Source organism: Corynebacterium sphenisci DSM 44792 (assembly GCF_001941505.1).
Classification (GTDB): Bacteria; Actinomycetota; Actinomycetes; order Mycobacteriales; family Mycobacteriaceae; genus Corynebacterium; species Corynebacterium sphenisci.
Genome location: NZ_CP009248.1, coordinates 109432 through 131333 on the forward strand (window position 1 = coordinate 109432; position 21902 = coordinate 131333).

Consider the following 21902-nt stretch of genomic DNA (forward strand, 5'->3'; position numbering starts at 1 on the left):
CCTAGCCCAGGCCCAGGGCGGCGAGCAGCCGGTCCGACTCCGCCGGGGAGGTCACGGTCACCCGGATGCCCTCCCCGGGGAAGCAGCGCACCAGCACCCCGCGGGCGGCCAGCAGCGCCTCCAGCCCGGCCGCGTCCGCCGGGGCCGGGTCCGCGCCCGCGGCGACCCGGCCCAGATCCGCGGCCCGGTCCTCCGGGATCCACAGGAAGTTGCCCTGCGCCCCGGGCACCACCGCGCCCTCCCCGGCGGCGGCGGCGATCATCCGGGTGAGCCGCTCGCGTTCGGCGGCGACCTCGCCGACCCGGCCGAGCAGCTCGGCGCGGGCGTCCTCCGCCAGGCAGGCCAGCGCCGCGGCCTGGGCGGGGGCGTTCACGGAGAAGGGGATCGCCACCTTCTGCACCGCCTCCACCAGCCCGGCGTCGCCGAAGAGGTAGCCCACCCGCAGCCCGGCCAGGCCCCACACCTTGGAGAAGGTGCGCAGCCCCACCACGTTGCGGTGCGCCCGCGCCACCTGCACCGCATTGGGGGTGCCGGGCAGCGCCGCCGCCGGGTCGGCCGGGTCGAAGCCGTCGGCGAACTCCAGGTAGGCCTCGTCCAGGGCGACCACCACGTCCCCCGGCACCTTCGCCAGGAACCCCTCGAGCTCCTCCGCGGTGAGCGTGGTGCCGGTGGGGTTGTTCGGGTTGCACACGAAGATCAGCCGGGTGCGCCCGGTGATCGCCGCGGCCATCGCGTCCAGGTCGTGCCGGTGGCCGGCGTCCAGCGGCACCGGCACCGGGGTGGCCCCGGCCACCCGCGCCAGGATCGGGTAGGCCTCGAAGCTGCGCCAGGCGAAGATCACCTCATCACCCTCGGCGCAGGTGGCCTGGATGAGCTGCTGGCACAGCGCGGTGGAGCCGCAGCCCACCGCCACCTCGGCCGGGTCCAGCCCCAGGTAGCCGGCCAGCGCCTCGCGCAGGGCCACCGCGCCCATGTCCGGGTACCGGTTCGCGCGGGCGGCGCAATCGGCCACCGCGGCCTGCACCGCCGGCAGCGGCGGCAGGGTCATCTCGTTGGAGGACAGCTTGAGCATCTCGGCGCCCACCGTGCCGGGGACGTAGGCCGGGATCTGGGCGAGGTCGGGGCGAATCATGTGCCCACCATACGGCGCGGCCGGGGCCTTTTGCCCCCGCGGGCGCCCCGGCGGTAGACTCCCTTCTCGCGCGGAGGCGTGCCAGAGCGGCCGAATGGGGCTCCCTGCTAAGGAGTTGCCTGCTTCACGGCGGGCCGGAGGTTCGAATCCTCTCGCCTCCGCCACGCGCCCGTAGCTCAACGGATAGAGCATCTGACTACGGATCAGAAGGTTAGGGGTTCGAATCCCTTCGGGCGCACCACCGGCACCCCCGGCCCGCGGACACCGCGGCCCGGGGGTGCCCGCGATCGTCCCCGTCCCCGTCCCCCGAGGAGCGCCCGTGATCCGCGCCGAATCCATCCTGGACCTGGCCACCGTCGGCTCCCGGCAGGGCCATGCCGAGGCCCTCGCCGGCTCCGTCGAGCTGGCCCGGGTCGCCGAAGGCGCCGGCTACCGGCGGATCTGGTACGCCGAGCACCACAACATGCCCCGGATCGCCTCCTCCGCCCCGGCGGTGCTGATCGCCGCGATCGCCGCGCGCACCGAGCGGATCCTGCTCGGCGCCGGCGGGGTGATGCTGCCCAACCACGCCCCGCTGACCGTCGCCGAGCAGTTCGGCACCCTGGCGAACCTCTACCCGGGCCGGATCGAGCTGGGCCTGGGCCGGGCCCCGGGCACCGACCAGGCCACCCTGCGGGCGCTGCGCCGCGACGCCCGCGCCGCGGAGACCTTCCCCGAGGACGTCCGGGAGCTGCGCGGCTACCTCGGCGAGGAGTCGGCGGTGCCCGGCATCCACGCCATCCCGGGCCGGGGCACCCACGTGCCCCTGTACATCCTCGGCTCCTCCCTGTTCGGGGCGCACCTGGCCGCGGAACTGGGCCTGCCCTACGCCTTCGCCTCCCATTTCGCCCCCGCCGCGCTGCACCAGGCGATCGCCGCCTACCGGGAGAATTTCCGGCCCTCGGCGCAGCTGGCCGAGCCACGCGCCTTCGCCACCATGAACGTCGTCGCCGCGGCGGACGCCGCCGAGGCGGAGCGCCAGCTGCACCATGTGCGCCGCGGTCTGGTGCGCTCCATGCTCTCCCGGGGCCGCCGGCTCACCGAGGAGGAGGTGGATCTGCTGCTGGACTCCCCGGCCGGGCGGCGGGTGGGGGAGATGTTCGGCATCGTCGCCGTCGGCGATCCGGATCGGGTGCGCGAGCAGATCGGCGCCTTCGGCCGGGAGTCCGGGGCCGATGAGCTGATCCTGGTGCACCAGGCCACCCGGCTGCCGGACCGGCTGGCCTCGGTGGAGCTCACCGCCGCCGCGCTGGGCCTGTCCGGCTGAGCCGGATCCGCCCCGGTGGGCGGCTGTTTTTGGCGTTTTCCCGCGCGGTGGGTAGAGTGATCCCTCGTTGCACGGGCCGCGCCCGCGCGACGCGCGAGCGCCCGTAGCTCAACGGATAGAGCATCTGACTACGGATCAGAAGGTTAGGGGTTCGAATCCCTTCGGGCGCACGGAACATCCCCGGTCACCAGCGGTGACCGGGGATTGTCGCGTCCGGGGGCGGGGGAGCGGCCGGTTACTCCGCCAGCCAGCCGCCGTCGATGCTGTACGAGGAGCCGGTGATGGCCGCGGCCGCGTCGGAGCAGAGGAACAGCGCCAGCTGCGCGACATCCTCCGGGGTGGGTAGCTCCGGGACGGCGGACTTGGCCAGGAAGACCTGGTCGTAGACCTCGTCCTCGCTGATGCCGCGCTCCTTGGCCTGGTCCGCGACCTGGCCCTGCACCAGCGGGGTGAGCACGTAGCCGGGGGCGATGGAGTTGGCGGTGACGCGGTGCCCGCCGGCCTCCAGGGCGGTGGCCTTGGTCAGCCCCTCCAGGCCGTGCTTGGCGGCGACGTAGGCGCTCTTGTACCGGGAGGCCCGGTGCCCGTGGGCGGAGGTGATGTTGATGATCCGGCCCCAGTCCTGGCCGGTCATATGCGGCAGCGCGGCCCGGGTGAGCAGGAAGGGCGCCTCCAGCATGAGCCGGTGGATGAAGCGCCACTGCGCGGCCGGGAACTCCTCGATGGCGTGCACCCGCTGGATCCCGGCGCAGTTGACCAGGATGTCGCAGTCCAGGCTGAGCTCCTCCAGGGATTCCACGTCGGAGAGGTCGACGACCCAGGCCTCGCCGCCGATCTCCTCGGCGACCTTGTGCGCGGCCTCCTCGTCGAGGTCGGCGGCGGTGACCTTCGCCCCGGCGGCGGCGAGGGTCCTCGCGATGGCGTGGCCCATGCCGGAGCCGGCTCCGGTGACGAGGGCGGTGCGGCCGCTGAGGTCGACGGCTCCGGGGGTGCTGGTGCGCATGGTGGTCCTCCTGTCTCGGTGATGTCGGCGACGGGGTATGTCGCGCTCACCGATCAGGGTACGCCCGCATAGTGAGGCTATGCATTCACGGGTGCGCCATCAGGGTCATCCCCGCCGCGCGCAGCCGGTCCGCGTAGGGCGCGCCGAGCCCGGTCGCCGGGGTGAGCGCCCCGGCCGCGGCGGGCAGCCGATCCCGGTCCAGGAGCAGGGTCAGCGCCGCCTCGCCGAGCATCAGCGCGGTGCCCTCGTAGCCGGGATCCCGGTCCAGGGCCACGGTCGCCGCCAGGCGGGCGCCGGTGCGGGTCCGGGCGTGCGCGCGCATCCGGAACCGGCCCCGGGCCCGCTCCGCGGCGGTGGGGCCCTCCCCGGGGGCGGGCAGCCGGCGGGCGAGCAGCCGGGCCGTCGGCGGGAAGTACAGCGCCGCGGCCCCCGCGGCCAGCCCGGCGCGCACCGCCAGCGCCCGGGCGGGGCTGCGGACGCGCAGCCGCTCCGCGTAGTCGAAGCGCCCCCCGTAGCCGGCGAGCATCGCCGAGCGGCGCACCAGCCGGGTGTTGTAGGGGGCCATGAAGAAGGGGGCCAGCCGGCCGCGGGGGCCGGGGGCGACCCGCACCGGGCGCCGGGTGCGGTGGTCGGCGGGGGCGGCGGGGGCCAGCGCCCAGGGGTCGTCGACGATCGCCCTGGCGGCGGGGTCGGCGCGCATCGCCGCCAGCTGGCCCCTGAGGGAGGCCACGGTGCCCCCGGAGACCCCGCCGACGAGCTCCTCCACCACCAGCTCCACCGTGGCGAGCTCCCCGGGGGCGGCCGCGGCGAGCTCGGCGACGGCCATGTCCGAGGGCACCGAGTCGAAGCCGCAGGAGTGCACCAGCCGGGCCCCGGTGCCGGCGGCGATGGCGTCGAGGTGCGCCACGCTCCACCGGTGGAAGAGCACCTCCCCGGTGAGATCCAGGTAGTCCGCCCCGGCCCGGGCGCAGGCGGCGGCCAGCGGCCGGCCCAGCCGGTCGTAGGGGCCGACCGTGCTCACCACCACCGGGGCGGCCGCGGCGACCCGGGCGGCGTCGGCCGGGTCGTTGAGATCGGCGGCCAGCAGCGGCCAGCCGTCCGCGCCGGGCAGGGCGTCGCGCACCGCGGCCAGGCGCACCGGGTTGCGCCCGGCCAGGCCCACCCGGGTGCCCGCCGGGGCGTGCGCGGCGAGGTATTCGGCGGTGAGCCGGCCGACGAAGCCGGTGCCGCCGGCGAGGATGATGTCCATGGACCCGATCCTGCCCGCGGATCCGCGCCGCCGCCGCCGGGGCTAGAGCTTCGCCGCGATCAGCTCGTCCAGATCGGTGGCGGAGAGCAGGTGCGGGGGCACCTCGAGGACGGTGCGGGCGCCGACCTCCCCGGCGGCGCGCAGCCGGTGCGCGGCCCGGCCGTAGGCGACCTGGGCGGCGGCGGTGAAATCGGGGTTGCGCTCCAGCTGCAGGCCGAACTCCACCACGTGGTGGGAGTCGCCGGCCCGGCCCCGGGTGAGCACCCGGCCGCCATGGGGCATCCCGGCGTGCTCGGCGTCGAAGGTGGCCTCGTCGATGAAGTCCACGATGGTCTCGTAGCCGGCGAAGTAGCCGGGCATGGTGACGATCTCCTCCCGGATCCGCTCCTGATCGGCGGGGTCGGCGACGACGTAGCAGTGCCGGAGGTGCGCGGAGGCGGCGTCCACGCCGGCGGCCTCCCCGGCGCGCACCCGCTCGATGGCCTCCGGGCGGGGCCTGGTGTACTGCACGGCCCGGATCACCCCGTCGATGCGGCGCACCGCGTCGGAGTGGCCCTGGGAGAGCCCCGGCCCCCAGAAGGTCATCTGGGAGTTCTCCGGCAGGATCGCGTCGGCGAGCACCCGGTTGAGGGAGAACAGGCCCGGGTCCCAGCCGGTGCCCACCATCGCCAGGTGGCCGGTCTCCCGGGCGGCGGCGTCCATCGCGGCGCGGTGCCGGGGCAGGTCCCCGTGGTTGTCGTAGGTGTCCACGGTGGTGACCAGCCGGGCCAGCTCCGGGGCCCGCTCGGGCACGTCGGTGGCCGAGCCCAGGCAGATGAAGGCCACGTCGATGTCCGCGGCGTGCTCGGCGACCGCGTCGGCGGGCAGGGTCGGCGCGGCCGAGCCGACCTCGGCGCGGCGGGAGAACACCGCGGCCAGCTCCATGTCGGGCTGGTCGGCGATGATGCGCTCCACGCTGCGGCCGAGATTGCCGTAGCCGATGATCGCGGTGCGGATGATGGGGTTGCCGGTTGCGGGCATGCGGGGGACCTCCGGGGTCGGGTGAACGTTCCTCCCCGACTCTAGGAGAGCCCCGCGGCTAGAAGATCTCCAGCCTCGCGCCGAGGTGCTCGGCATGCTCGAGCTGGGCGACCCAGCCGCGCTGGCCGGGGCTGACCCGGATCACCGGCCGGTGCGACAGGGTGGCCCCGCCGGCGAGCTCCCGGCGCCCGGAGCGGATCTCGTAGCGGGTGCGGCCGACGTGCCCGGCCTCCACCAGATCCGCCACCGAGCCCTCCTCGGCGAGCTGCCGGCGGCAGTCGCCGAGCAGCTCCAGGGCCTGGTCCAGGGCCTCGCCGAGGGCGGTGGCGTTGCCCTCGCACATGGCGCGCACCAGATCCGGGCGGGTGCCGGCGACCCGGGTGCCGTCCCGGAAGGACCCGGCGGCCAGGGACAGGGTGAGCGCCCCGCCGTGGTCGCCGACCACCGCCAGGGCCTCGGCGAGCAGATGCGGCAGATGCGACACCCTCGCCACCGCCCGGTCGTGGTGCCGGGCCCGGGAGGGGATCACCTCCGCGCCGACGGCGTCGCCGAGGGCGACGACCTGGCGGAAGACCTCCACCCAGCGGGCCCCGGCGGCGCGCCCGGCGCGCTGCAGGTCATCGGCGTGGTCGAAGGCGACCACCCAGGCCGCGCCGCGGAAGAGGCCCTCGCAGGTGGCCGCCCAGCCGGAGTCGGCGGTGCCGGCCATCGGGTGGCAGCCGACGTAGCGGTCCGCCAGGCCGCGGGCGCGCACCTCGTCGTAGACGGCCTGCTTGACGCTGACCACGTCGGTGATCCCGGCGTTCGGGGCGTGCTCGGCGATCGCGTCGAGCAGATCGCCGACGGCGGGCATCGGGGCGGCGATCACCACCAGCGCCCGGTCCGCCTCGGCGCGGGCCAGGGTCGCCGCCAGGTCGGCGCCGGCGTCGTGGCCGTCGGCGACGGCGCGGCGCACCGTCTCCGGGGAGCGGTTCCAGCCGTAGGCGGGGGCCCCCGCGGCCGTCAGATCGCGCAGCAGGCAGCCCCCGATGAGGCCCAGGCCGAGGATGCAGACGGGGGTTTCGGGGACATTGCGGCTCATCTGACAAGCATGACATACCGCGACTACCGTTGGGCCCATGAGCACCACCGACCGGGAATACGCCGGCGCCGACGAGGACCGCTCCTACGCCGTCGCCGTGACCCTCGCCGAGGAGGGCTGGTCCGTCACCGAACTCGACGACGCCGCCCTGGACTCGCTGGCCGGGGCCGTGTCCCGGCTGCGCCGGCTGCGCGCGGAGCGGGCCTGCTTCGCGTTGCTGAACATCGACGACGACTACTTCATCATCCTCCGGCCGGTGCCGGGGGCGGTGCACGCGCTGCTCTCCGACGCCACCGCCGCGGTCACCGACGACATCGCCGCGGAGGTGCTCGACGAGCTCGACGAGGAGGTCCCCGACCTCGACGAGGACGAGGCCGCCGCCGCGGACCCGTGGCCGGAGGGGGATCTGGGGCTGCTCGCCGACGTGGGCCTGCCGGAGGACGTGCTGGCGGTGATCTGCGAGGACGCCAACCTGTGGGCCTCCGAGCAGCTGCACGCGGTGGCCCAGGTGCTGGGCTTCGACGATGAGCTCGCCGAGGTCACCGGCTACGGGGTCGATGACGACTGAGCCGGCGGCCGCGCTGCCGCGGCCGGTCCCGGAGCTGCGCGACGAGGCCCTGGTGCGCCTGGCGCTGGCCGCCGCGGCGCAGTCCCCGCCGGGGGAGGTGCCGGTCGGCGCGGTGGTGGTCGGCCCGGACGGGGCGGTGCTGGCGCGGGCCACCAACCGGCGGGAGGCCGAGGGCGACCCCCTGGCCCATGCCGAGGTGCTGGCGCTGCGCGCCGCCGCCCGCGCCCTCGGCGACGGCTGGCGGCTGTCCGAGTGCACCCTGGCGGTGACCCTGGAGCCCTGCGTGATGTGCGCCGGGGCGGCGGTGCTGGCCCGGGTGTCCCGGGTGGTCTTCGGCGCCTGGTCGCCGAAGACCGGGGCCTGCGGCTCCATCGCGGACGTGATCCGGGACCCGGCGCACCCCTCCGCCCCGGAGGTGGTCGGCGGGGTGCTCGCCGCCGAATGCGCGGCGCTGCTGCCGGCCTTCTTCGCGGACCGCCGCGGTCACGATTCGGTGAAATAGGTTCATGGGGGCTGCCGCGCCCGCGGCGGTCCACTACCCTGGTCGTCGACGCCACCAGGCGCCGGAAGGGCCCGGGGGAGACGCCCCCGGCCCGTGCACGTGAAGGAGACAGCAGATGAGCGATTTCTCGAACAAGGCCGAGGAGTTCGGCGGCAAGGCCAAGGAGGCCGCGGGCGAGGCCGTGGGCAATGAGGACCTGCGCGACGAGGGCCGCGGCGACCAGGCCAAGTCCAAGATCAAGGAGGGCGTGGAGAACGTCAAGGACAAGGCCACCGAGGCCCTGGGCAAGCTCACCGGCGACGACAAGTAGGCCGGGGGCGAATTTGCCGCCTGGCGCGGCCGCGCGGTAGATTCACCCGCGGTGGCGTGTCCGAGCGGCCGAAGGTACTCGCCTCGAAAGCGAGTGTCGCGTAACAGCGACCGGGGGTTCAAATCCCTCCGCCACCGCAGCCGGCCCGGGCCGGGCGCCCCTCAGCGCGAGGGAACGCCCGGCCCGGGCCCTTTCCGATCCGCCCGTACATTGGGGGGTGAGGGGCGGGCGCCGGCCCGCCCGGGAAGGGGTGCCACCATCATGGCGAAGGCCCTGTTCGCCCTGGGCCGCTGGTCCCACCGCCACCACTGGGCGGTGATCCTCTGCTGGGCGCTGCTGCTGGCCGCCCTCGGCGGGGCCGCGGCGAGCCTGCAGAAGGGGTTCTCCGACGAGTTCGAGATCCCCGGCGCGCCCAGCGCGGAGGCCGCCGCGCTGCTCTCCGAGGCCTTCCCCGGGGAGCCCAACCCGGTGGCCGAGCAGTCCGTCACCCTGGTCTTCGCCGCCCCCGAGGGCGAGCGCCTGGCGGACCCGGCCAACTCCGCGGCGGTGGACCGGGTGCTCGAGCACATCCGCGACCACGCCGGGCAGATCGGCGATGACGCCCAGCTGCTCAACCCCGTGGAGCTGGACCCGAAGCTGCGCGAGGCGGTGGTCGCCGGCGGCGTCGAGGGGGGCCTGCCCCGGGAGGTCGCCGAACGCGACGGGTACTTCCTGCGGGTGCTCTCCGACGACGGCCGGGTGGGCACCGCCATGTTCAGCTTCGACGTCGCCGCGCCCCCGGAGATCGAGCCCGGCAACCGGCAGGCGGTGCTCGACGCCATGGACCTCGGCCGGGAGGCCGGGATCGAGGTGGAGGCGATGGGGCCGGGCTTCTTCGACCCGGTGGAGATCACCGCGGTCAGCGAGGTGGTCGGCATCGGGGTGGCCTTCCTGGTGCTGGCGCTGACCTTCGGCTCCCTGGTCGCCGCCGGGCTGCCGCTCATCACCGCGGTCACCGGGGTGGCGGTCGGGGCGCTGGGCATCGTGCTGATGACCGCGTTCTGGAAGCTGAACACGGTCACCCCGGTGCTGGCGGTGATGATCGGCCTGGCCGTGGGCATCGACTACGCCCTGTTCATCATGGCCCGCTACCGCGCGGAGCTGCGCGGCGGCCTGCACCGGGCGGACGCCGCCGGGCTGGCCGTGGCCACCGCCGGGTCCTCGGTGGTCTTCGCCGGGCTCACCGTGCTCATCGCCCTGGCCGCGCTGACCCTGGCCGGGATCCCCTTCCTGTCCCTGATGGGCGTCTCCGCCGCGGCGACCGTGGCGGTGGCGGTGCTGCTCTCCCTGACCCTGGTGCCGGCGCTGCTCGCGGTGGCCGGCCGGCGCGCCTTCGCCGGGGCGATCCCGGGGGTGGCGGGCAACCCGGTGCGCGGGCACCGGGTGCGCCTCTTCGGGGACCGCACCCTGGGCCGGCGCTGGGTGGGCCTGGTGCACCGGGTGCCGGGGCTGATGCTGGTCGCCGTGATCGGGATCCTCGGCGCCCTGGCGGTGCCCGCGAAGGATCTCGCCCTGGCGCTGCCCTCCGACGCCACCGCCGAATACGGCTCCACCCAGCGCCGGGCGGTGCAGCTGGTCGACGAGGGCTTTGGCCCGGGGCGCAACGCCCAGATGATCGTGGTCGTCGACGCCCGCGACGCCGACCCGGCCGCCCCGGCGCTGGCCCCCCTGGCCGGGGCGGTCGAGGACGGGCGGGCCGCGGCGGTGCCCTATGTGCTCGACCACCTGCGCAACAACGTCGACGTGGACCATGTCCAGATCATCGGGGCGAACGAGGCCGGCACCGCCGCGCAGCTGCTGCTCACCCCGGTGGCCGGGCCGCTGGACGACGCCACCGGGGAGCTCATCGCCGCGCTGCGCCGGCAGCAGCCCCAGCTGGCCGCCGCCACCGGGGCGCGGATCGGGATCACCGGGCTGGTGCCCATCGAGCATGATGTGACGGTCACCCTCACCGAGGCGATGCCGGTGTACCTGGCGGTGGTGGTGGGCCTGGCGGTGGTGCTGCTGCTGCTGGTGTTCCGCTCCATCGCGGTGCCGCTCACCGCCGGGGCGGGGTTCCTGCTCTCCGTCGGCGCCGCCTTCGGGCTCACCGTGCTGTTCTGGCAGGAGGGCCTGTGGGATCTGGTGCCCACCCCGGGGCCACTGATCTCCTTCATGCCGATCTTCCTCATCGGGGTGACCTTCGGCCTGGCCATGGACTACCAGGTGTTCCTGGTGTCCCGGATGCGGGAGCACTTCACCAAATCCGGCGGCCGGGCCCGCCCGGGATCCCCGTACACCGCGGTGGAGGAGTCCATCGTGGAGGGCTTCTCCCTCGGCGCCCGGGTGGTCACCGCCGCCGCGATCATCATGATCAGCGTCTTCGTGGCCTTCATCGGCCAGCCCCTGGCCTTCGTCCGGATCTTCGGCTTCGCCCTGGGTGCGGCGATCCTCTTCGACGCCTTCCTCATCCGGATGACCTTCATCCCGGCGGCGCTGTTCCTGCTCGGCCGGGCCACCTGGTGGCTGCCGGGCTGGCTGGACCGGGTGCTGCCCAAGGTGGACGTGGAGGGCGAGGGCATCGAGGGCCACCGCCGCCGGCTGCTGGAGGCCGCCGGCGTGGAATGATGGGGCACCGACGCCGCCGAGGGAGGAGCCGCCATGGAGCACGCCGGATTCCGGATCACCGCCCGGGTCGAGGGCACCGCCGCCCGGGCCGGGGTGATCGGCACCCCGCACGGGGAGATCGCCACCCCGGCGTTCATCCCGGTGGCCACCAAGGCCACCGTGAAGACCCTCACCGCCGACCAGATCCGGGCCACCGGGGCGCAGGCCATCCTGGCCAACGCCTACCACCTCTACCTGCGCCCCGGGCCGGAGGTGGTGGACGCCGCCGGGGGGCTGGCGGAGTTCGCGAACTGGCATGGCCCCACCTACACCGACTCCGGGGGCTTCCAGGTGATGAGCCTGGGGGTGGGCTTCCGCAAGACCCTGGCGATGGACGTCTCCGGGCTCGCCGACGATGACGTGGTCGCCCCCGGCAAGCAGCGCAACGCCTTCGTCGACGACGAGGGGGTGACCTTCCGCTCGCACGTGGACGGCTCCACGCACCGGTTCACCCCGGAGGTGTCCATGGGCATCCAGCACGCCCTGGGCGCGGACATCATCTTCGCCTTCGACGAGCTGACCACCCTGATGAACACCCGCGGCTACCAGGAGGCCTCGGTGGAGCGCACCCGGCGGTGGGCGCGGCGCTGCCTCGCCGAGCACGACCGGCTCAGCCGGGAGCGCAACCAGCGCCCCGGCCCGGCCGGGGCGCTGCCCCCCGGCGCCCGGCCCGCCCAGCAGCTGTGGGGGGTGGTGCAGGGCGCCCAGTACGAGGATCTGCGCCGGGCCGCCGCCCGCGGGCTGGTGGCGCTCTCCGACGCCGCGGAGGCCGCCGGCCGCCCCGGCTTCGCCGGCTACGGGATCGGCGGGGCGATCGAGAAGGCCCGGCTGGGCGACATCGTCGGCTGGGTCACCGCGGAGCTGCCCGAAAACCGGCCCCGGCACCTGCTGGGCATCTCCGAACCGGACGACGTCTTCGCCGCGGTGGCCGCCGGGGCGGACACCTTCGACTGCGTGGCGCCGACCCGGCTGGCCCGCCGCGGCGGGGTGTACACCCGGGACGGCCGGCTGACCCTCACCAACGCCCGGTTCAGACGGGACTTCGGGCCCATCGACGCGGAGACGCCCTCGCCCACCGCCGGCTACAGCCGGGCCTACCTGCACCACCTGCTCAAGTCGAAGGAGTACCTGGCGGGCACCATCTGCACCCTGCACAACGTCTTCTTCATGGTGGACCTGGTGGACCGGATCCGGGAGTCGATCCGCGCCGGGCGCTTCCCGGAGTTCCGGGAGGAGTTCCTGGGCCGCTACTACGCGGGCGCGAAATAGCCCTCCCGGCGCTTCACCCGGGCGATCACCCGGTAGGTCACCGGCATCACCGCCACCTCCGCCCCGGTCTTCCACAGGAAGCCCACCGCCACGTAGTTGACGAAGGCCGCCGGGGTGTCCACCCCGATCACGGAGGCGGCGATGGCGCAGAACACCAGGGTGTCCGCGAATTCGCCGACCACGGTGGAGCCGAGCAGCCGGGCCCACAGCCGGCGCTCCCCGGTGCGCGCCTTCAGCGCCACCAGCACCCGGGCGTTGAGCAGCTGGCCGACCAGGTAGCCGGCCAGCCCGGCGAGCACGATCCGGGGCACCGCGCCGAGGGTGGCGGCGAAGGCCGCCTGGCCCCCGTAGAAGTCCGCCGGCGGCAGCCAGATGGCCACCTGGAAGAAGGCGATGGCCAGCACCAGGGCGGCGAAGCCCACCCACACCGCCCGGCGGGTGGCGCGCCAGCCGTAGCATTCGGAGAGCACGTCGCCGATGACGTAGCTCAGCGGGAAGAGCAGGAAGGCCCCGTCGGTGATCAGGGGGCCCAGGGCGACGCCCTTGCTGGCGGTGATGTTGGAGACCAGCAGGATCGCGGCGAAGAGCGCGACCAGGGCGGGGTAGGCGGAGTCGGGGACGGGGATGCGGGCGGGCGGGGTGTTCTCGGACGCGGCCCGGGGGGCGGCGCCCGGCCCAGGCCCGGCGGCGGGGGAGTCGGTCATGGCGGGGATGCTACCGCCGCGGACCCTACTCCGGGGAGGCCTCCGGGCGGTCGGCGACGATCGCCTCCAGCTCGGTGCGGGCCTTGTGCAGCACCCCGACGATCTCGTCGACCTCCCCGGGATGCCGGCCGTCGAGCACGTGGTAGACGTCGCCCCAGGTGTAGTCGGTGGCCACCACGTCGGCGTGCGCGGCGGCGAGCGCCTCGCGCAGCACCGCGATCGCCCCGGCGACGGCCCGGGGGCCGGGGGTGGCGCCGAGCATGAGCACCGGTTTGCGCAGCAGCGCGGACTTGCCGCGGGGCCGGGCCAGCCACTCGATGGCGTTGATGATCACCGCCGGGGCGGTGTGGTTGTGCTCCGGGGTGACGATGACCACCGCGTCGGCGGCGGCGACGGTGGCCCGCAGCTGCCGGGCCGCGCCGGGCTCATGCCCGGTGACGTCGAGATCCTCGTCGTAGAAGGGCACCTCCCGCAGCGGTTCGAAGATGGCGGCGTCGTCGCCGTCGGGGAGGGTGCCGGCGAAGGCCTCGGCCAGCTGTCGGTTGGTGGAGTCGGCGCGCAGGGACCCGAGGAGGATGACGTAGTGGCTCATGGTGCGATGCTACGCCGCTACGGTGGGGGCATGGCTGATGCGGGTGTGACCGGGCGCTACGCGCCGAGCCCCACCGGGGACCTGCACCTGGGCAATCTGCGCACCGCGGCGGTCGCCTGGGCGGCGGCCCGATCCGCCGGGGGGCGGTTCCTGGTCCGGGTGGAGGACGTCGACACCGGCCGCTGCCGGGAGGCGTTCGTCGAACGCCAGCTCGCCGACCTCGCCGCGGTGGGCCTCGACTGGGATGGCCCGGTGCTGCGCCAGTCCACCCGGGGGGAGCGCTACGCCGCCGCCCTGGGCCGGCTACCCACCTACCCCTGCTGGTGCAGCCGCCGGGAGATCCGGGAGGCCGCCAGCGCCCCGCACGGCGCCCCCGGCGCCTACCCGGGCACCTGCCGCCGGATGGACCCGGGGGAGCTCGCCCGCCGGGCCGCGGCGCGCCGGGCGGCGGGGCTGGGCCCGGCGATCCGGCTGGCCGCGGAGGTCGGCTCCTGGACGGTGCACGATCTGCTGGCCGGGGAGTACCGCGGGGAGGTCGACGACATGGTGCTGCGCCGCGCCGACGGGGACTGGGCGTACCACCTGGCGGTGGTCGTCGACGACGCCGAGCAGGGCGTCACCCAGGTGGTCCGGGGCGCGGACCTGCTCGCCTCGGCGCCGCGGCAGGCGCATCTGGCGACCCTGCTCGGCCACCGGCCCCCGGAGTACCTGCATGTGCCGCTGGTGCTGGGGCCCACCGGGGCGCGGCTGGCCAAACGCGACGGGGCGGTGACCCTGCGCGAGCTCGACCCGGCCCGGGCGCGGGCGTGGATCATGTCCTCCCTGGGCTTCCCGGGCGCACCGGTGGAGCGGCTGCCGGAGCTGTTCCACCCGGCGCTGCTGCCCGCCGATTCACCTACCCTGGGGGCATGAGCGGACGACTGCTGGTGGTGCACCATTCCCCGACCGAGCTGCTCCGGGAGGTGCTCGGCGAGGTCCTCGCCGGGGCCCGGCACCCGGACCTGGCCGGGGTGGAGGTCGTCGAGGTGCCGGCGCTGGCCGCCACCAGCGACGATCTGCTCGCCGCGGACGCGATCCTGCTGGGCACCCCGGCGAACTTCGGCTACCTCTCCGGGGCGCTGAAGCACTTCTTCGACTCCACCTTCGCCGACTGCGCGGAGGTCCGCCGGGGCCTGCCCTTCGGCTACTGGATCCGCGGTGGCCAGGACACCACCGGCGCCGAACGGGCCATGGAGGCGATCACCACCGGCTTCGGCTGGCGGGCCGCGGCGGAGCCGGTGTGCTTCACCGGCGGACTGGACGGGGCGCGCCGGGCGGCGCTGGCGGAGCTCGGCGGCACCCTCGCCGCGCACGCCCTGGCCGGGGGCATGGGGATCCGGCAGTGAGCCGGCACGCGGATCCGGACGCGGCGGTCGCCGAGCTCATCGAACGCCATGATGCGGCGGTGGCGGATCTGCTCGCCGGCTACCGGACGGCGGTGGCGGCGGTCGCCGCCGGCGGGGAGCCGGCGCCGGTGGTGCGGCACTACCCGGAGCTGCGCTTCACCGTGGACCGGCTCGGCGAGGTCGACCCGGCGCTCTCCCACGGGTTCGTGGACCGGCCGGGCCGCTTCGCCGCCGCCATCGCCCGGCCCCGGCTGTTCCGCCGCTACCTGGTGGCGCAGGTCTCCGATCTGCTGGCCAACCACGGCGGCGAGGTGGAGATCGGGGAATCCGCGACCCCGATCCCGGTGCGCCTGGCCCCGGGGTTCGACGATATCGACCTCTCCGGGCTGGACCGGGGGCAGCTCGCCGCGGTGGACGCCGCCTTCACCCCGGTGGACTCGGCCTTCATCGACGACGCGGTCGCCGACGGGGACTGCGACTACCTCTCCCTGGAGGTCAAGCCGCTGAGCCTGTTCTCCGCCCCGCGGGTGGATCTGGCGCTGCAGCGCCTGGAGCACTACACCGGCTCGGCGGCCGGGCACATCCAGCGCTTCGTGCTGTTCACCAACTACCGGCTGCACGTGGACGTGTTCCTCGAGCACGCCCGCTCGCTGCGCCCCGGCGCGGCCCCCGGCTACACGCACCTGGTCGCCCCGGGTGGCCGGGAGTACCCCATCGGGGAGGTGCCGGAGACCATCCCGGCGGAGGCCTGCCAGATGCCGGCGCATCATCTGGTGCGCCCCGATGGGCTGGGGGTGAGCATCATCGACATCGGGGTGGGGCCCTCCAACGCGAAGACGATCACCGACTGCCTGGCGGTGCTGCGCCCGCACTGCTGGCTGATGGTCGGCCACTGCGCGGGCCTGGACGGCCGGATGCGGGTGGGCGACATGATCCTGGCCAACGGCTACGACCGGGCCGACGGGGTGCTCGACGCCCTGGTGCCCCCGGAGAAGCCGATTCCGCCGATCGCGGAGGTGCAGCAGGCCGTCACCGCCGCCTTCGCGGAGGTCACCGGGCTCACCGGGGAGGCGCTGCGCAAGCGGCTGCGCACCGGCACGGTGCTGTCCACCTCGGACCGGAACTGGGAGTGGCGGCCGCAGCAGGAGATCTACCGGGAGCTGCTCAAGTCCACCGCCATCGGGGTGGAGATGGAGTCGGCGACGATCGCCGCCAACGGCTACCGCTTCCGGGTGCCCTACGGGGCGCTGCTCGGGGTCTCCGATATGCCGCTGCACGACCAGCCGAAGCTGCCGCGCTCGGCGCGCCGCTTCTACCGGGAGTCCAAGCGGGAGCACCTGCTCACCGCGGTGCGCGCCTGCGAGGCGATGGCCGCGGATCCGGCCCGGCTGCACTCCCGGAAGCTGCGCCGGCCGGTGGGCGAACCGGCCTTCCGCTAGCGCCTTGCCGCATAGGGGGAGGGGGTATAGCCTGGCGGGCGCAACCGAGCGAAAGGGAACCATCATGTCCGTCACCGCCAATTTCACCGTCACCGGGATGACCTGCGGGCACTGCGAGGCCAGCGTCCGCGAGGAGGTCTCCGAGATCCCCGGCGTGGAGGCCGTCGACGTCGACCGGGAGCGCGAGCACCTCGCGGTGACCTCCGCCGACGCCATCGACCCCGCGCTCGTCGTGGCCGCCGTCGAGGAGGCCGGCTACGAGGCCACGCCCGCGGTCTAGGGGAGGGGCGACGATGGCGGTGAAGGAGATCGATCTCGACATCGGCGGGATGACCTGCGCCTCCTGCGCGAACCGGGTGCAGCGCAAGCTCGGCAAAATCGACGGGGTCACCGCCAGCGTCAACTACGCCACCGAACGGGCCCACGTGCAGGCCGACGGCGTCGACGTCGCCGAGCTGGTCGCCGCCGTGGAGGCCGCCGGCTACCAGGCCTTCCCCGTCGAGGAGGACCCGGAGCCGGCCGGGGAGGAGGCGCCGGCCCCGGCCGCGGAGCGCCGCGACGCGGAACTGGAGGGCCTGCGCCGGCGCTTCATCGGCGCCGCCTGGCTGACCATCCCCGTGATCGCGCTGTCCATGGTGCCGGCGCTGCAGTTCACCCACTGGCAGTGGCTCTGCCTGACCCTCACCGCCCCCGTGGTGGTCTGGTGCGGCTGGCCCTTCCACCGCGCCACCTGGGCGAACCTCAAGCATGGCGCGGCGACCATGGACACCCTGATCACGGTGGGCACCTCGGCGGCCTTCGCCTGGTCGCTCTACGCCCTCTTCCTCGGCCACGCCGGGGAGCCGGGGATGACCCACGAGTTCACCCTCACCGCCGCCCCCGGCGACGGCGGCGGCAATATCTACCTGGAGACCGCCGCCGGGGTGATCCTCTTCGTGCTCGGCGGCCGCTACTACGAGCGCCGCGCCAAGCACCGCGCCGCCGACGCCATCACCGAGCTCTTCGACCTCGGGGTGAAGCGGGTGGCGGTGCTGCGCGGGGACCGGGAGGAGCGCATCGACGTCGACCGGCTCGCCGTCGGCGACCGGTTCATCGTCCGCCCCGGGGAGGCCGTGGCCACCGACGGGGTGGTCCTGGAGGGCCGCAGCGCCATCGACGAGTCCATGCTCACCGGGGAATCCGCCCCCGTGGAGGTCGGCCCCGGCGACCGGGTCACCGGCGCCACCGTCAACGCCTCCGGGCGGCTGGTGGTGGAGGCCGCCGCGGTGGGCTCCGACACCCGGCTGGCCCGGATGGCGAAGATGGTCGCCGACGCCCAGTCCGGCAAGGCCGGGGTGGAGCGCCTCGCCGACCGGGTCGCCGGGGTGTTCGTGCCCGCGGTGATCCTCATCGCCGCGGCCACCCTGGTCGCCTGGCTGGTGCTCGGCGACTCCGTCGAGCACGCCTTCACCGCCGCGGTGGCGGTGCTGATCATCGCCTGCCCCTGCGCCCTGGGCCTGGCCACCCCCACCGCGCTGCTCGTCGGCACCGGCCGCGGCGCCGAATTCGGGGTGCTGCTCTCCGGCCCGGAGGTGCTCGAATCCACCCGCCGGGTGGACACCGTGGTGCTGGACAAGACCGGCACCGTCACCCACGGGGAGATGACCCTGACCGCGGTGCACCCCGCCGCCGGGGTCGACCCCGCGGAGCTGCTCGCCCGCGCCGCCGCGGTGGAGGCCGGCAGCGAGCACCCGATCGCCCGCGCCATCGTCGACGCCGCCGGGGAGGTCGCCGCCGCCGAGGAGATCACCGCGCTGCCCGGGCACGGGGTGCGCGGCCTGGTCGACGGCGAGGAGGTCGTGGTCGGCAAACTGCCCGCCGGCGTCCCCGCCGCCGCCGGCCCGGCCGAGGCCGGCGCCGGCACCGCGGTGCACGTCAGCTGGGGCGGGGCCGACCGGGGCGTGCTGCTCATCGCCGACGGGATCAAGGACACCTCCGCGGAGGCGGTGCGGATGCTGCGCGGACTCGGCCTGGAGCCGATGCTGCTCACCGGGGACCGGGAGGCCGTCGCCCGGGACATCGCCGACCAGGCCGGGATCGACCGGGTGATCGCCGGGGTGCTGCCCGAGGACAAGGCCGCGGTGGTGCGCGAACTGCAGGACTCCGGCCGGGTGGTGGCCATGGTCGGCGACGGGGTCAACGACGCCGCCGCCCTGGCCACCGCGGACCTGGGCATGGCGATGGGCACCGGCACCGACGCCGCGATCGCCGCGGCGGACATCACCCTGGTGCGCGGGGACCTGCGCGCCGCCGCGGACGCGGTGCGGCTGGCCCGGCGCACCCTGGGCACCATCAAGGGCAACCTGTTCTGGGCCTTCGCCTACAACGTCGCCGCCATCCCGCTGGCCGCCCTCGGCCTGCTCAACCCGATGCTCGCCGGTGCCGCGATGGCCCTGTCCAGCGTGTTCGTGGTGTCCAACAGCCTGCGCCTGCGCGGTTTCCGCTCCGCCATCGCCGGGGACCCGGCATGAGCGGTGGACCGGACTGCGCCCACCACGGCTACCTGGGCGACAAGAAGGCCTACCTGGACCGGCTCGCCCGGATCGAGGGCCAGGTGCGCGGACTGCACCGGATGGTCGACGAGGAGCGCTACTGCATCGACATCCTCACCCAGGTCAGCGCCGCCCAGTCCGCGCTGCGCGCCCTGGCCATGGGGCTGCTCGACGATCACCTGCACCACTGCGTGCTCGGCGCCGCCGCCGGCGGGGAGGCGGAGCTGGACGCGAAGCTGGCGGAGGCCTCCACCGCGATCGCCCGGCTGCTGCGCTCCTAGGGCCGGCGGGGCTACCCTGTGCCCATGGCCATGACCCCCGACACCACCGCGAAGGCGCTGGCCGGACTGCTGCTCGGCGCCGGCGCACTGCACATGCTCCGCCCGGAGCCCTTCGACTCCATCGTCCCGGACTGGGCGCCGGGCACCGCCCGGCAGGCCACCATCGTCTCCGGCGCCGCCGAACTCGCCGTGGGCAGCATGCTCGCCCGCCCGGCGACCCGCCGGGCCGGCGGCTGGGCCACCGCCGCGCTGATGGCCGCGGTGTTCCCCGGCAACATCGAGATGGCCCGCCAGTGGCGGCACCGGGACTGGCCGCAGCGGGCCATCGCCTACGGCCGGCTGCCGCTGCAGCTGCCGCTCATCCTCGGCGGGCTGCGGGTCGCCCGCGCCGGCTGAGCGGGGATTTTGCCAAGCGGGCGCTCTTCGGTAACCTAGCCCCCGGAGGATTCGCCTAGCGGCCTATGGCGCTCGCCTGGAACGCGAGTTGGGAGCAATCCCTCAGGGGTTCAAATCCCCTATCCTCCGCCAGAGGGAGAACCCCCAGGTCACCACCGACCTGGGGGTTCTTCCGATCCCCGGTCCCGCCACCAGGGGTTTCGGGATGTCCGCGCAGGTGCCGGCCCGACCGCCCCGGAGCATGGCCGGATCCCCGATCCCGTCCCCGGTCGGGGTGGGCGCGGCGGCGTGTTTGAAGGCCGCCGCGGGCCCGGGTATGGTGAGCGCGGGTCCCACGCGGCGCCCATCTCGTGAACTCCCCCAGGGCAGGAATGCAGCAAGGGTCAGCGAGCTCTGGCGGGTGCGTGGGGCCCCCTTTTTCCCGGGCCCGACTATCCTGTGTGGCGAGCCGCCCGCCGGCGGCCCGCCCCACGCAGACAGGAAGCCGATACCCAGATGACCCCGGAAGCCCATGACGTCCAGGACCTCGCCCAGCTCAGGGAGGCCTACGCGGAGCTGAAGGCCCGCGGGCTCGCGCTCGACCTGACCCGCGGCAAGCCCTCCGCCGAGCAGCTCGACTTCGCCAACCCGCTGCTGGGCCTGCCCGCCCCCGACTACCGCGCCGCCGACGGCGAGGACGTCCGCAACTACGGCAACCTCGCCGGCATCACCGACATCCGCGCGATCTGGGCGGAGCTGCTGGAGCTGCCGGTGGCGCAGGTCCTCGCCGGCGACTCCTCCTCCCTGAACATGCAGTTCGACCTGGTGAGCTGGGCGATGCAGTTCGGGACGGTGGACTCGCCCCGGCCGTGGCATGAGGAGCCGGTGCTCAAATGGCTGTGCCCGGTGCCCGGCTACGACCGGCACTTCTCCATCACCGAGCATTTCGGCATCGAGATGATCCCGGTGCCGCTGACCGGGGACGGCCCGGACATGGACGTGGTGGAGCGCCTGGTGGCCTCCGACCCGCAGATCAAGGGCATGTGGAACGTGCCGGTGTTCTCCAACCCCACCGGGGTGACCTACTCGGCGGAGACGGTGCGCCGGCTGGCGCAGATGCCCGCCGCCGCCGCGGACTTCCGGCTGGTCTGGGACAACGCCTACATGGTGCACACCCTCACCGAGGAGTTCCCCGCCAACCACGACATCGTCGGCATGTGCGCCGAGGCCGGGCACCCGAACCGGCCCTGGGTGTTCGCCTCCACCTCGAAGATCACCTTCGCCGGGTCCGGGGTGGCCTTCTTCGCCTCCTCCCCGGACAACATCGCCGACTACACGCGGCATGCCTCGATCCGCGGGATCGGCCCGAACAAGGTCAACCAGCTGGCGCATGCGAAGTTCTTCGGCGACGCCGCCGGGGTGCGCGAGCAGATGCGCCGCCACGCCGGCTCCCTGGCCCCGAAGTTCGACCTGGTGCTGCGCATCCTCGAGGAGCGCCTCGGCGGCCGGGACGTGGCCACCTGGACCACCCCGGCAGGCGGCTACTTCATCTCCCTCGACGTCGTCGACGGCACCGCCCGCCGGGTGATCGAGCTGGCCAAGGAGGCCGGGATCGCCCTCACCGGGCCGGGCTCCTCCTTCCCGCTGAAGCGCGACCCGGACGACCGCAACATCCGGTTGGCGCCCTCGCTGCCGCCGCTGGAGGAGCTCGCCGAGGCGATGGACGGCGTCGCCACCTGCGTGCTGCTCGCCGCCGCGGAGCAGCGCGCCGGGTGAACCTCGCCGAAACCGAGTACTGGATCGACTCCCTGCTGCCCGGGGAGATGACCGTCTGGGAGCTGCAGGCGGCGCTGCCCGGCACCGGGCGGCACGCCGGGCCCGCGCACGGGGAGCCCTTCACCGTCGGCGTCGCCGAGGGCGTCTGCGCCACCCTGGATCTCTCCCGCTTCGACTCCGGGCTGCGCACCCCGGATGGCGCGGAGGTGCGGGTGGAGCTGGTCACCGCCGCGGCGGCGGACCTGCCCGCGGCGGATTTCCTGGCCACCGCGGCGACCATCGTCTCCGAATCCGCCGGCACCATCCCCCCCACCCCGGGCACCCTGCTGCCGGAGGCGATGACCTGGACCCTGGCGGATCTCGCCGACGGCGGCCAGGAGGTCCCGGCCGGCCTCACCGTGGCGCACGGGATGCTCATCGAGCCCCGGGTGTGGTCCCGGGGCACCCCCACCGTCACCGAGGCCCCCGGCCGGGTGCACGTGCACGACGCCGACCCGGGCCCGCACCCGGAGGCCGGGCCCGCCCCCGCCGGCCGGATCACCACGATCGCCCAGCTCATCGCGATCAGCGAGGGTGAGCTGGCCCTGGCCCGGGCGGAGGGCCCGGCGGCGCTGCTGGCGGCGCTGGCCGCCGCCGGGGCCGATCCCGGCGACTGGCGGCGGGCCCCGGTGGCCCCGGCCCCGGGCCGGTAAGC

General features: G+C 74.8%; 22 protein-coding genes, 5 tRNA genes and 1 other RNA gene. 21 read left to right on the forward strand and 7 right to left on the reverse strand.

Translation table 11 applies throughout. From position 1 onward, the window contains the following. Position 1 precedes the first annotated feature (1 nt). Complete coding sequence (locus CSPHI_RS00445; protein WP_075691008.1) at positions 2 to 1132, reverse strand: histidinol-phosphate transaminase; 1131 nt, start codon at positions 1130 to 1132, stop codon at positions 2 to 4. Positions 1133 to 1204: 72 nt separating this feature from the next. Here CSPHI_RS00445 and CSPHI_RS00450 point away from each other — a divergent pair. From CSPHI_RS00450 to CSPHI_RS00465, 4 genes are all read left to right on the forward strand, one after another. After that, positions 1205 to 1296 (forward strand) — tRNA-Ser (locus CSPHI_RS00450). 1 nt (position 1297) lies between these two features. After that, positions 1298 to 1373 (forward strand) — tRNA-Arg (locus tag CSPHI_RS00455). A gap of 78 nt (positions 1374 to 1451) precedes the next feature. Further along, positions 1452 to 2438, forward strand: a complete 987-nt coding sequence (locus CSPHI_RS00460; protein WP_075691009.1) for an LLM class flavin-dependent oxidoreductase — start codon at positions 1452 to 1454, stop codon at positions 2436 to 2438. A gap of 97 nt (positions 2439 to 2535) precedes the next feature. Beyond that, positions 2536 to 2608 (forward strand) — tRNA-Arg (locus CSPHI_RS00465). Between the two features lie 65 nt (positions 2609 to 2673). Here CSPHI_RS00465 and CSPHI_RS00470 read toward each other — a convergent pair. From CSPHI_RS00470 to CSPHI_RS00485, 4 genes are all read right to left on the reverse strand, one after another. Further along, on the reverse strand, positions 2674 to 3441 hold the full coding sequence (locus CSPHI_RS00470) for a 3-hydroxybutyrate dehydrogenase (RefSeq protein WP_075691010.1): 768 nt from the start codon (positions 3439 to 3441) through the stop codon (positions 2674 to 2676). A gap of 85 nt (positions 3442 to 3526) precedes the next feature. Next, complete coding sequence (locus CSPHI_RS00475) at positions 3527 to 4690, reverse strand: saccharopine dehydrogenase family protein (RefSeq protein WP_075691011.1); 1164 nt, start codon at positions 4688 to 4690, stop codon at positions 3527 to 3529. A 42-nt stretch (positions 4691 to 4732) separates the two neighbouring features. After that, complete coding sequence (locus tag CSPHI_RS00480; RefSeq protein ID WP_075691012.1) at positions 4733 to 5710, reverse strand: diaminopimelate dehydrogenase; 978 nt, start codon at positions 5708 to 5710, stop codon at positions 4733 to 4735. A 58-nt stretch (positions 5711 to 5768) separates the two neighbouring features. Next, positions 5769 to 6791 (reverse strand): prephenate dehydrogenase, encoded by a 1023-nt coding sequence (locus CSPHI_RS00485; protein ID WP_075691013.1) that lies wholly within the window; start codon positions 6789 to 6791, stop codon positions 5769 to 5771. Between the two features lie 37 nt (positions 6792 to 6828). On the opposite strand from CSPHI_RS00485, the gene CSPHI_RS00490 reads away from it, so the two are divergent. The 6 genes from CSPHI_RS00490 to tgt all read left to right on the forward strand — a co-directional run bounded on the left by CSPHI_RS00490 (position 6829) and on the right by tgt (position 12125). Next, positions 6829 to 7359: a tRNA adenosine deaminase-associated protein gene (locus CSPHI_RS00490; RefSeq protein ID WP_075691014.1), complete on the forward strand. Its 531-nt coding sequence runs from the start codon at positions 6829 to 6831 to the stop codon at positions 7357 to 7359. Next, positions 7349 to 7861: a nucleoside deaminase gene (locus CSPHI_RS00495; protein ID WP_075691015.1), complete on the forward strand. Its 513-nt coding sequence runs from the start codon at positions 7349 to 7351 to the stop codon at positions 7859 to 7861. The genes CSPHI_RS00490 and CSPHI_RS00495 overlap by 11 nt, the downstream gene beginning before the upstream one ends. Positions 7862 to 7976: 115 nt before the next feature. Further along, positions 7977 to 8171 (forward strand): CsbD family protein, encoded by a 195-nt coding sequence (locus CSPHI_RS00500; protein ID WP_075691016.1) that lies wholly within the window; start codon positions 7977 to 7979, stop codon positions 8169 to 8171. Between the two features lie 50 nt (positions 8172 to 8221). After that, positions 8222 to 8308, forward strand: a tRNA-Ser gene (locus tag CSPHI_RS00505). A gap of 124 nt (positions 8309 to 8432) precedes the next feature. Continuing rightward, a complete protein-coding gene (locus CSPHI_RS00510) occupies positions 8433 to 10817 on the forward strand; it encodes an MMPL family transporter (protein ID WP_075691017.1) in 2385 nt (794 codons plus the stop codon). A 33-nt stretch (positions 10818 to 10850) separates the two neighbouring features. Then, a complete protein-coding gene (gene tgt, locus CSPHI_RS00515; RefSeq protein ID WP_075691018.1) occupies positions 10851 to 12125 on the forward strand; it encodes a tRNA guanosine(34) transglycosylase Tgt in 1275 nt (424 codons plus the stop codon). Here the strand turns inward: tgt and CSPHI_RS00520 are convergent. Together CSPHI_RS00520 and CSPHI_RS00525 are read right to left on the reverse strand one after the other, a co-directional pair. Next, complete coding sequence (locus tag CSPHI_RS00520) at positions 12107 to 12829, reverse strand: queuosine precursor transporter (RefSeq protein ID WP_075691019.1); 723 nt, start codon at positions 12827 to 12829, stop codon at positions 12107 to 12109. The genes tgt and CSPHI_RS00520 overlap by 19 nt on opposite strands. A gap of 25 nt (positions 12830 to 12854) precedes the next feature. After that, positions 12855 to 13421: an NAD(P)H-dependent oxidoreductase gene (locus CSPHI_RS00525; RefSeq protein ID WP_075691020.1), complete on the reverse strand. Its 567-nt coding sequence runs from the start codon at positions 13419 to 13421 to the stop codon at positions 12855 to 12857. A gap of 30 nt (positions 13422 to 13451) precedes the next feature. Between CSPHI_RS00525 and gluQRS the strand changes: the two genes are divergently transcribed. The 11 genes from gluQRS (at position 13452) to CSPHI_RS00580 (ending at position 21900) form a co-directional block, all read left to right on the forward strand. Then, positions 13452 to 14333, forward strand: coding sequence for a tRNA glutamyl-Q(34) synthetase GluQRS (gluQRS, locus tag CSPHI_RS00530; protein WP_075691021.1), 882 nt, complete (start codon positions 13452 to 13454; stop codon positions 14331 to 14333). Then, on the forward strand, positions 14330 to 14806 hold the full coding sequence (locus CSPHI_RS00535; RefSeq protein WP_075691022.1) for a flavodoxin family protein: 477 nt from the start codon (positions 14330 to 14332) through the stop codon (positions 14804 to 14806). The genes gluQRS and CSPHI_RS00535 overlap by 4 nt, the downstream gene beginning before the upstream one ends. Next, positions 14803 to 16245, forward strand: a complete 1443-nt coding sequence (locus tag CSPHI_RS00540; protein WP_075691023.1) for an AMP nucleosidase — start codon at positions 14803 to 14805, stop codon at positions 16243 to 16245. Before CSPHI_RS00535 ends, CSPHI_RS00540 begins: the two co-directional genes overlap by 4 nt. Positions 16246 to 16309: 64 nt before the next feature. Then, positions 16310 to 16525, forward strand: a complete 216-nt coding sequence (locus CSPHI_RS00545) for a heavy-metal-associated domain-containing protein (RefSeq protein ID WP_075691024.1) — start codon at positions 16310 to 16312, stop codon at positions 16523 to 16525. A 13-nt stretch (positions 16526 to 16538) separates the two neighbouring features. Continuing rightward, the gene (locus CSPHI_RS00550) at positions 16539 to 18755 is read left to right on the forward strand and encodes a heavy metal translocating P-type ATPase (protein ID WP_075691025.1); all 2217 of its coding nucleotides are present in this window, start codon (positions 16539 to 16541) and stop codon (positions 18753 to 18755) included. Next, entirely contained in the window at positions 18752 to 19057 is a 306-nt protein-coding gene (locus CSPHI_RS00555; RefSeq protein ID WP_075691026.1) for a metal-sensitive transcriptional regulator, read from the forward strand. Before CSPHI_RS00550 ends, CSPHI_RS00555 begins: the two co-directional genes overlap by 4 nt. A 24-nt stretch (positions 19058 to 19081) precedes the next feature. Next, the gene (locus tag CSPHI_RS00560) at positions 19082 to 19453 is read left to right on the forward strand and encodes a DoxX family protein (protein WP_211274670.1); all 372 of its coding nucleotides are present in this window, start codon (positions 19082 to 19084) and stop codon (positions 19451 to 19453) included. Positions 19454 to 19497: 44 nt separating this feature from the next. Continuing rightward, positions 19498 to 19585, forward strand: a tRNA-Ser gene (locus tag CSPHI_RS00565). 192 nt (positions 19586 to 19777) lie between these two features. Continuing rightward, an RNA gene (gene ffs, locus CSPHI_RS00570) (signal recognition particle sRNA small type) lies at positions 19778 to 19872 on the forward strand. 76 nt (positions 19873 to 19948) lie between these two features. Beyond that, complete coding sequence (locus tag CSPHI_RS00575; protein ID WP_075691027.1) at positions 19949 to 21208, forward strand: aspartate aminotransferase type Ic; 1260 nt, start codon at positions 19949 to 19951, stop codon at positions 21206 to 21208. Further along, on the forward strand, positions 21205 to 21900 hold the full coding sequence (locus CSPHI_RS00580) for a hypothetical protein (RefSeq protein WP_075691028.1): 696 nt from the start codon (positions 21205 to 21207) through the stop codon (positions 21898 to 21900). Before CSPHI_RS00575 ends, CSPHI_RS00580 begins: the two co-directional genes overlap by 4 nt. Positions 21901 to 21902: the final 2 nt, after the last annotated feature.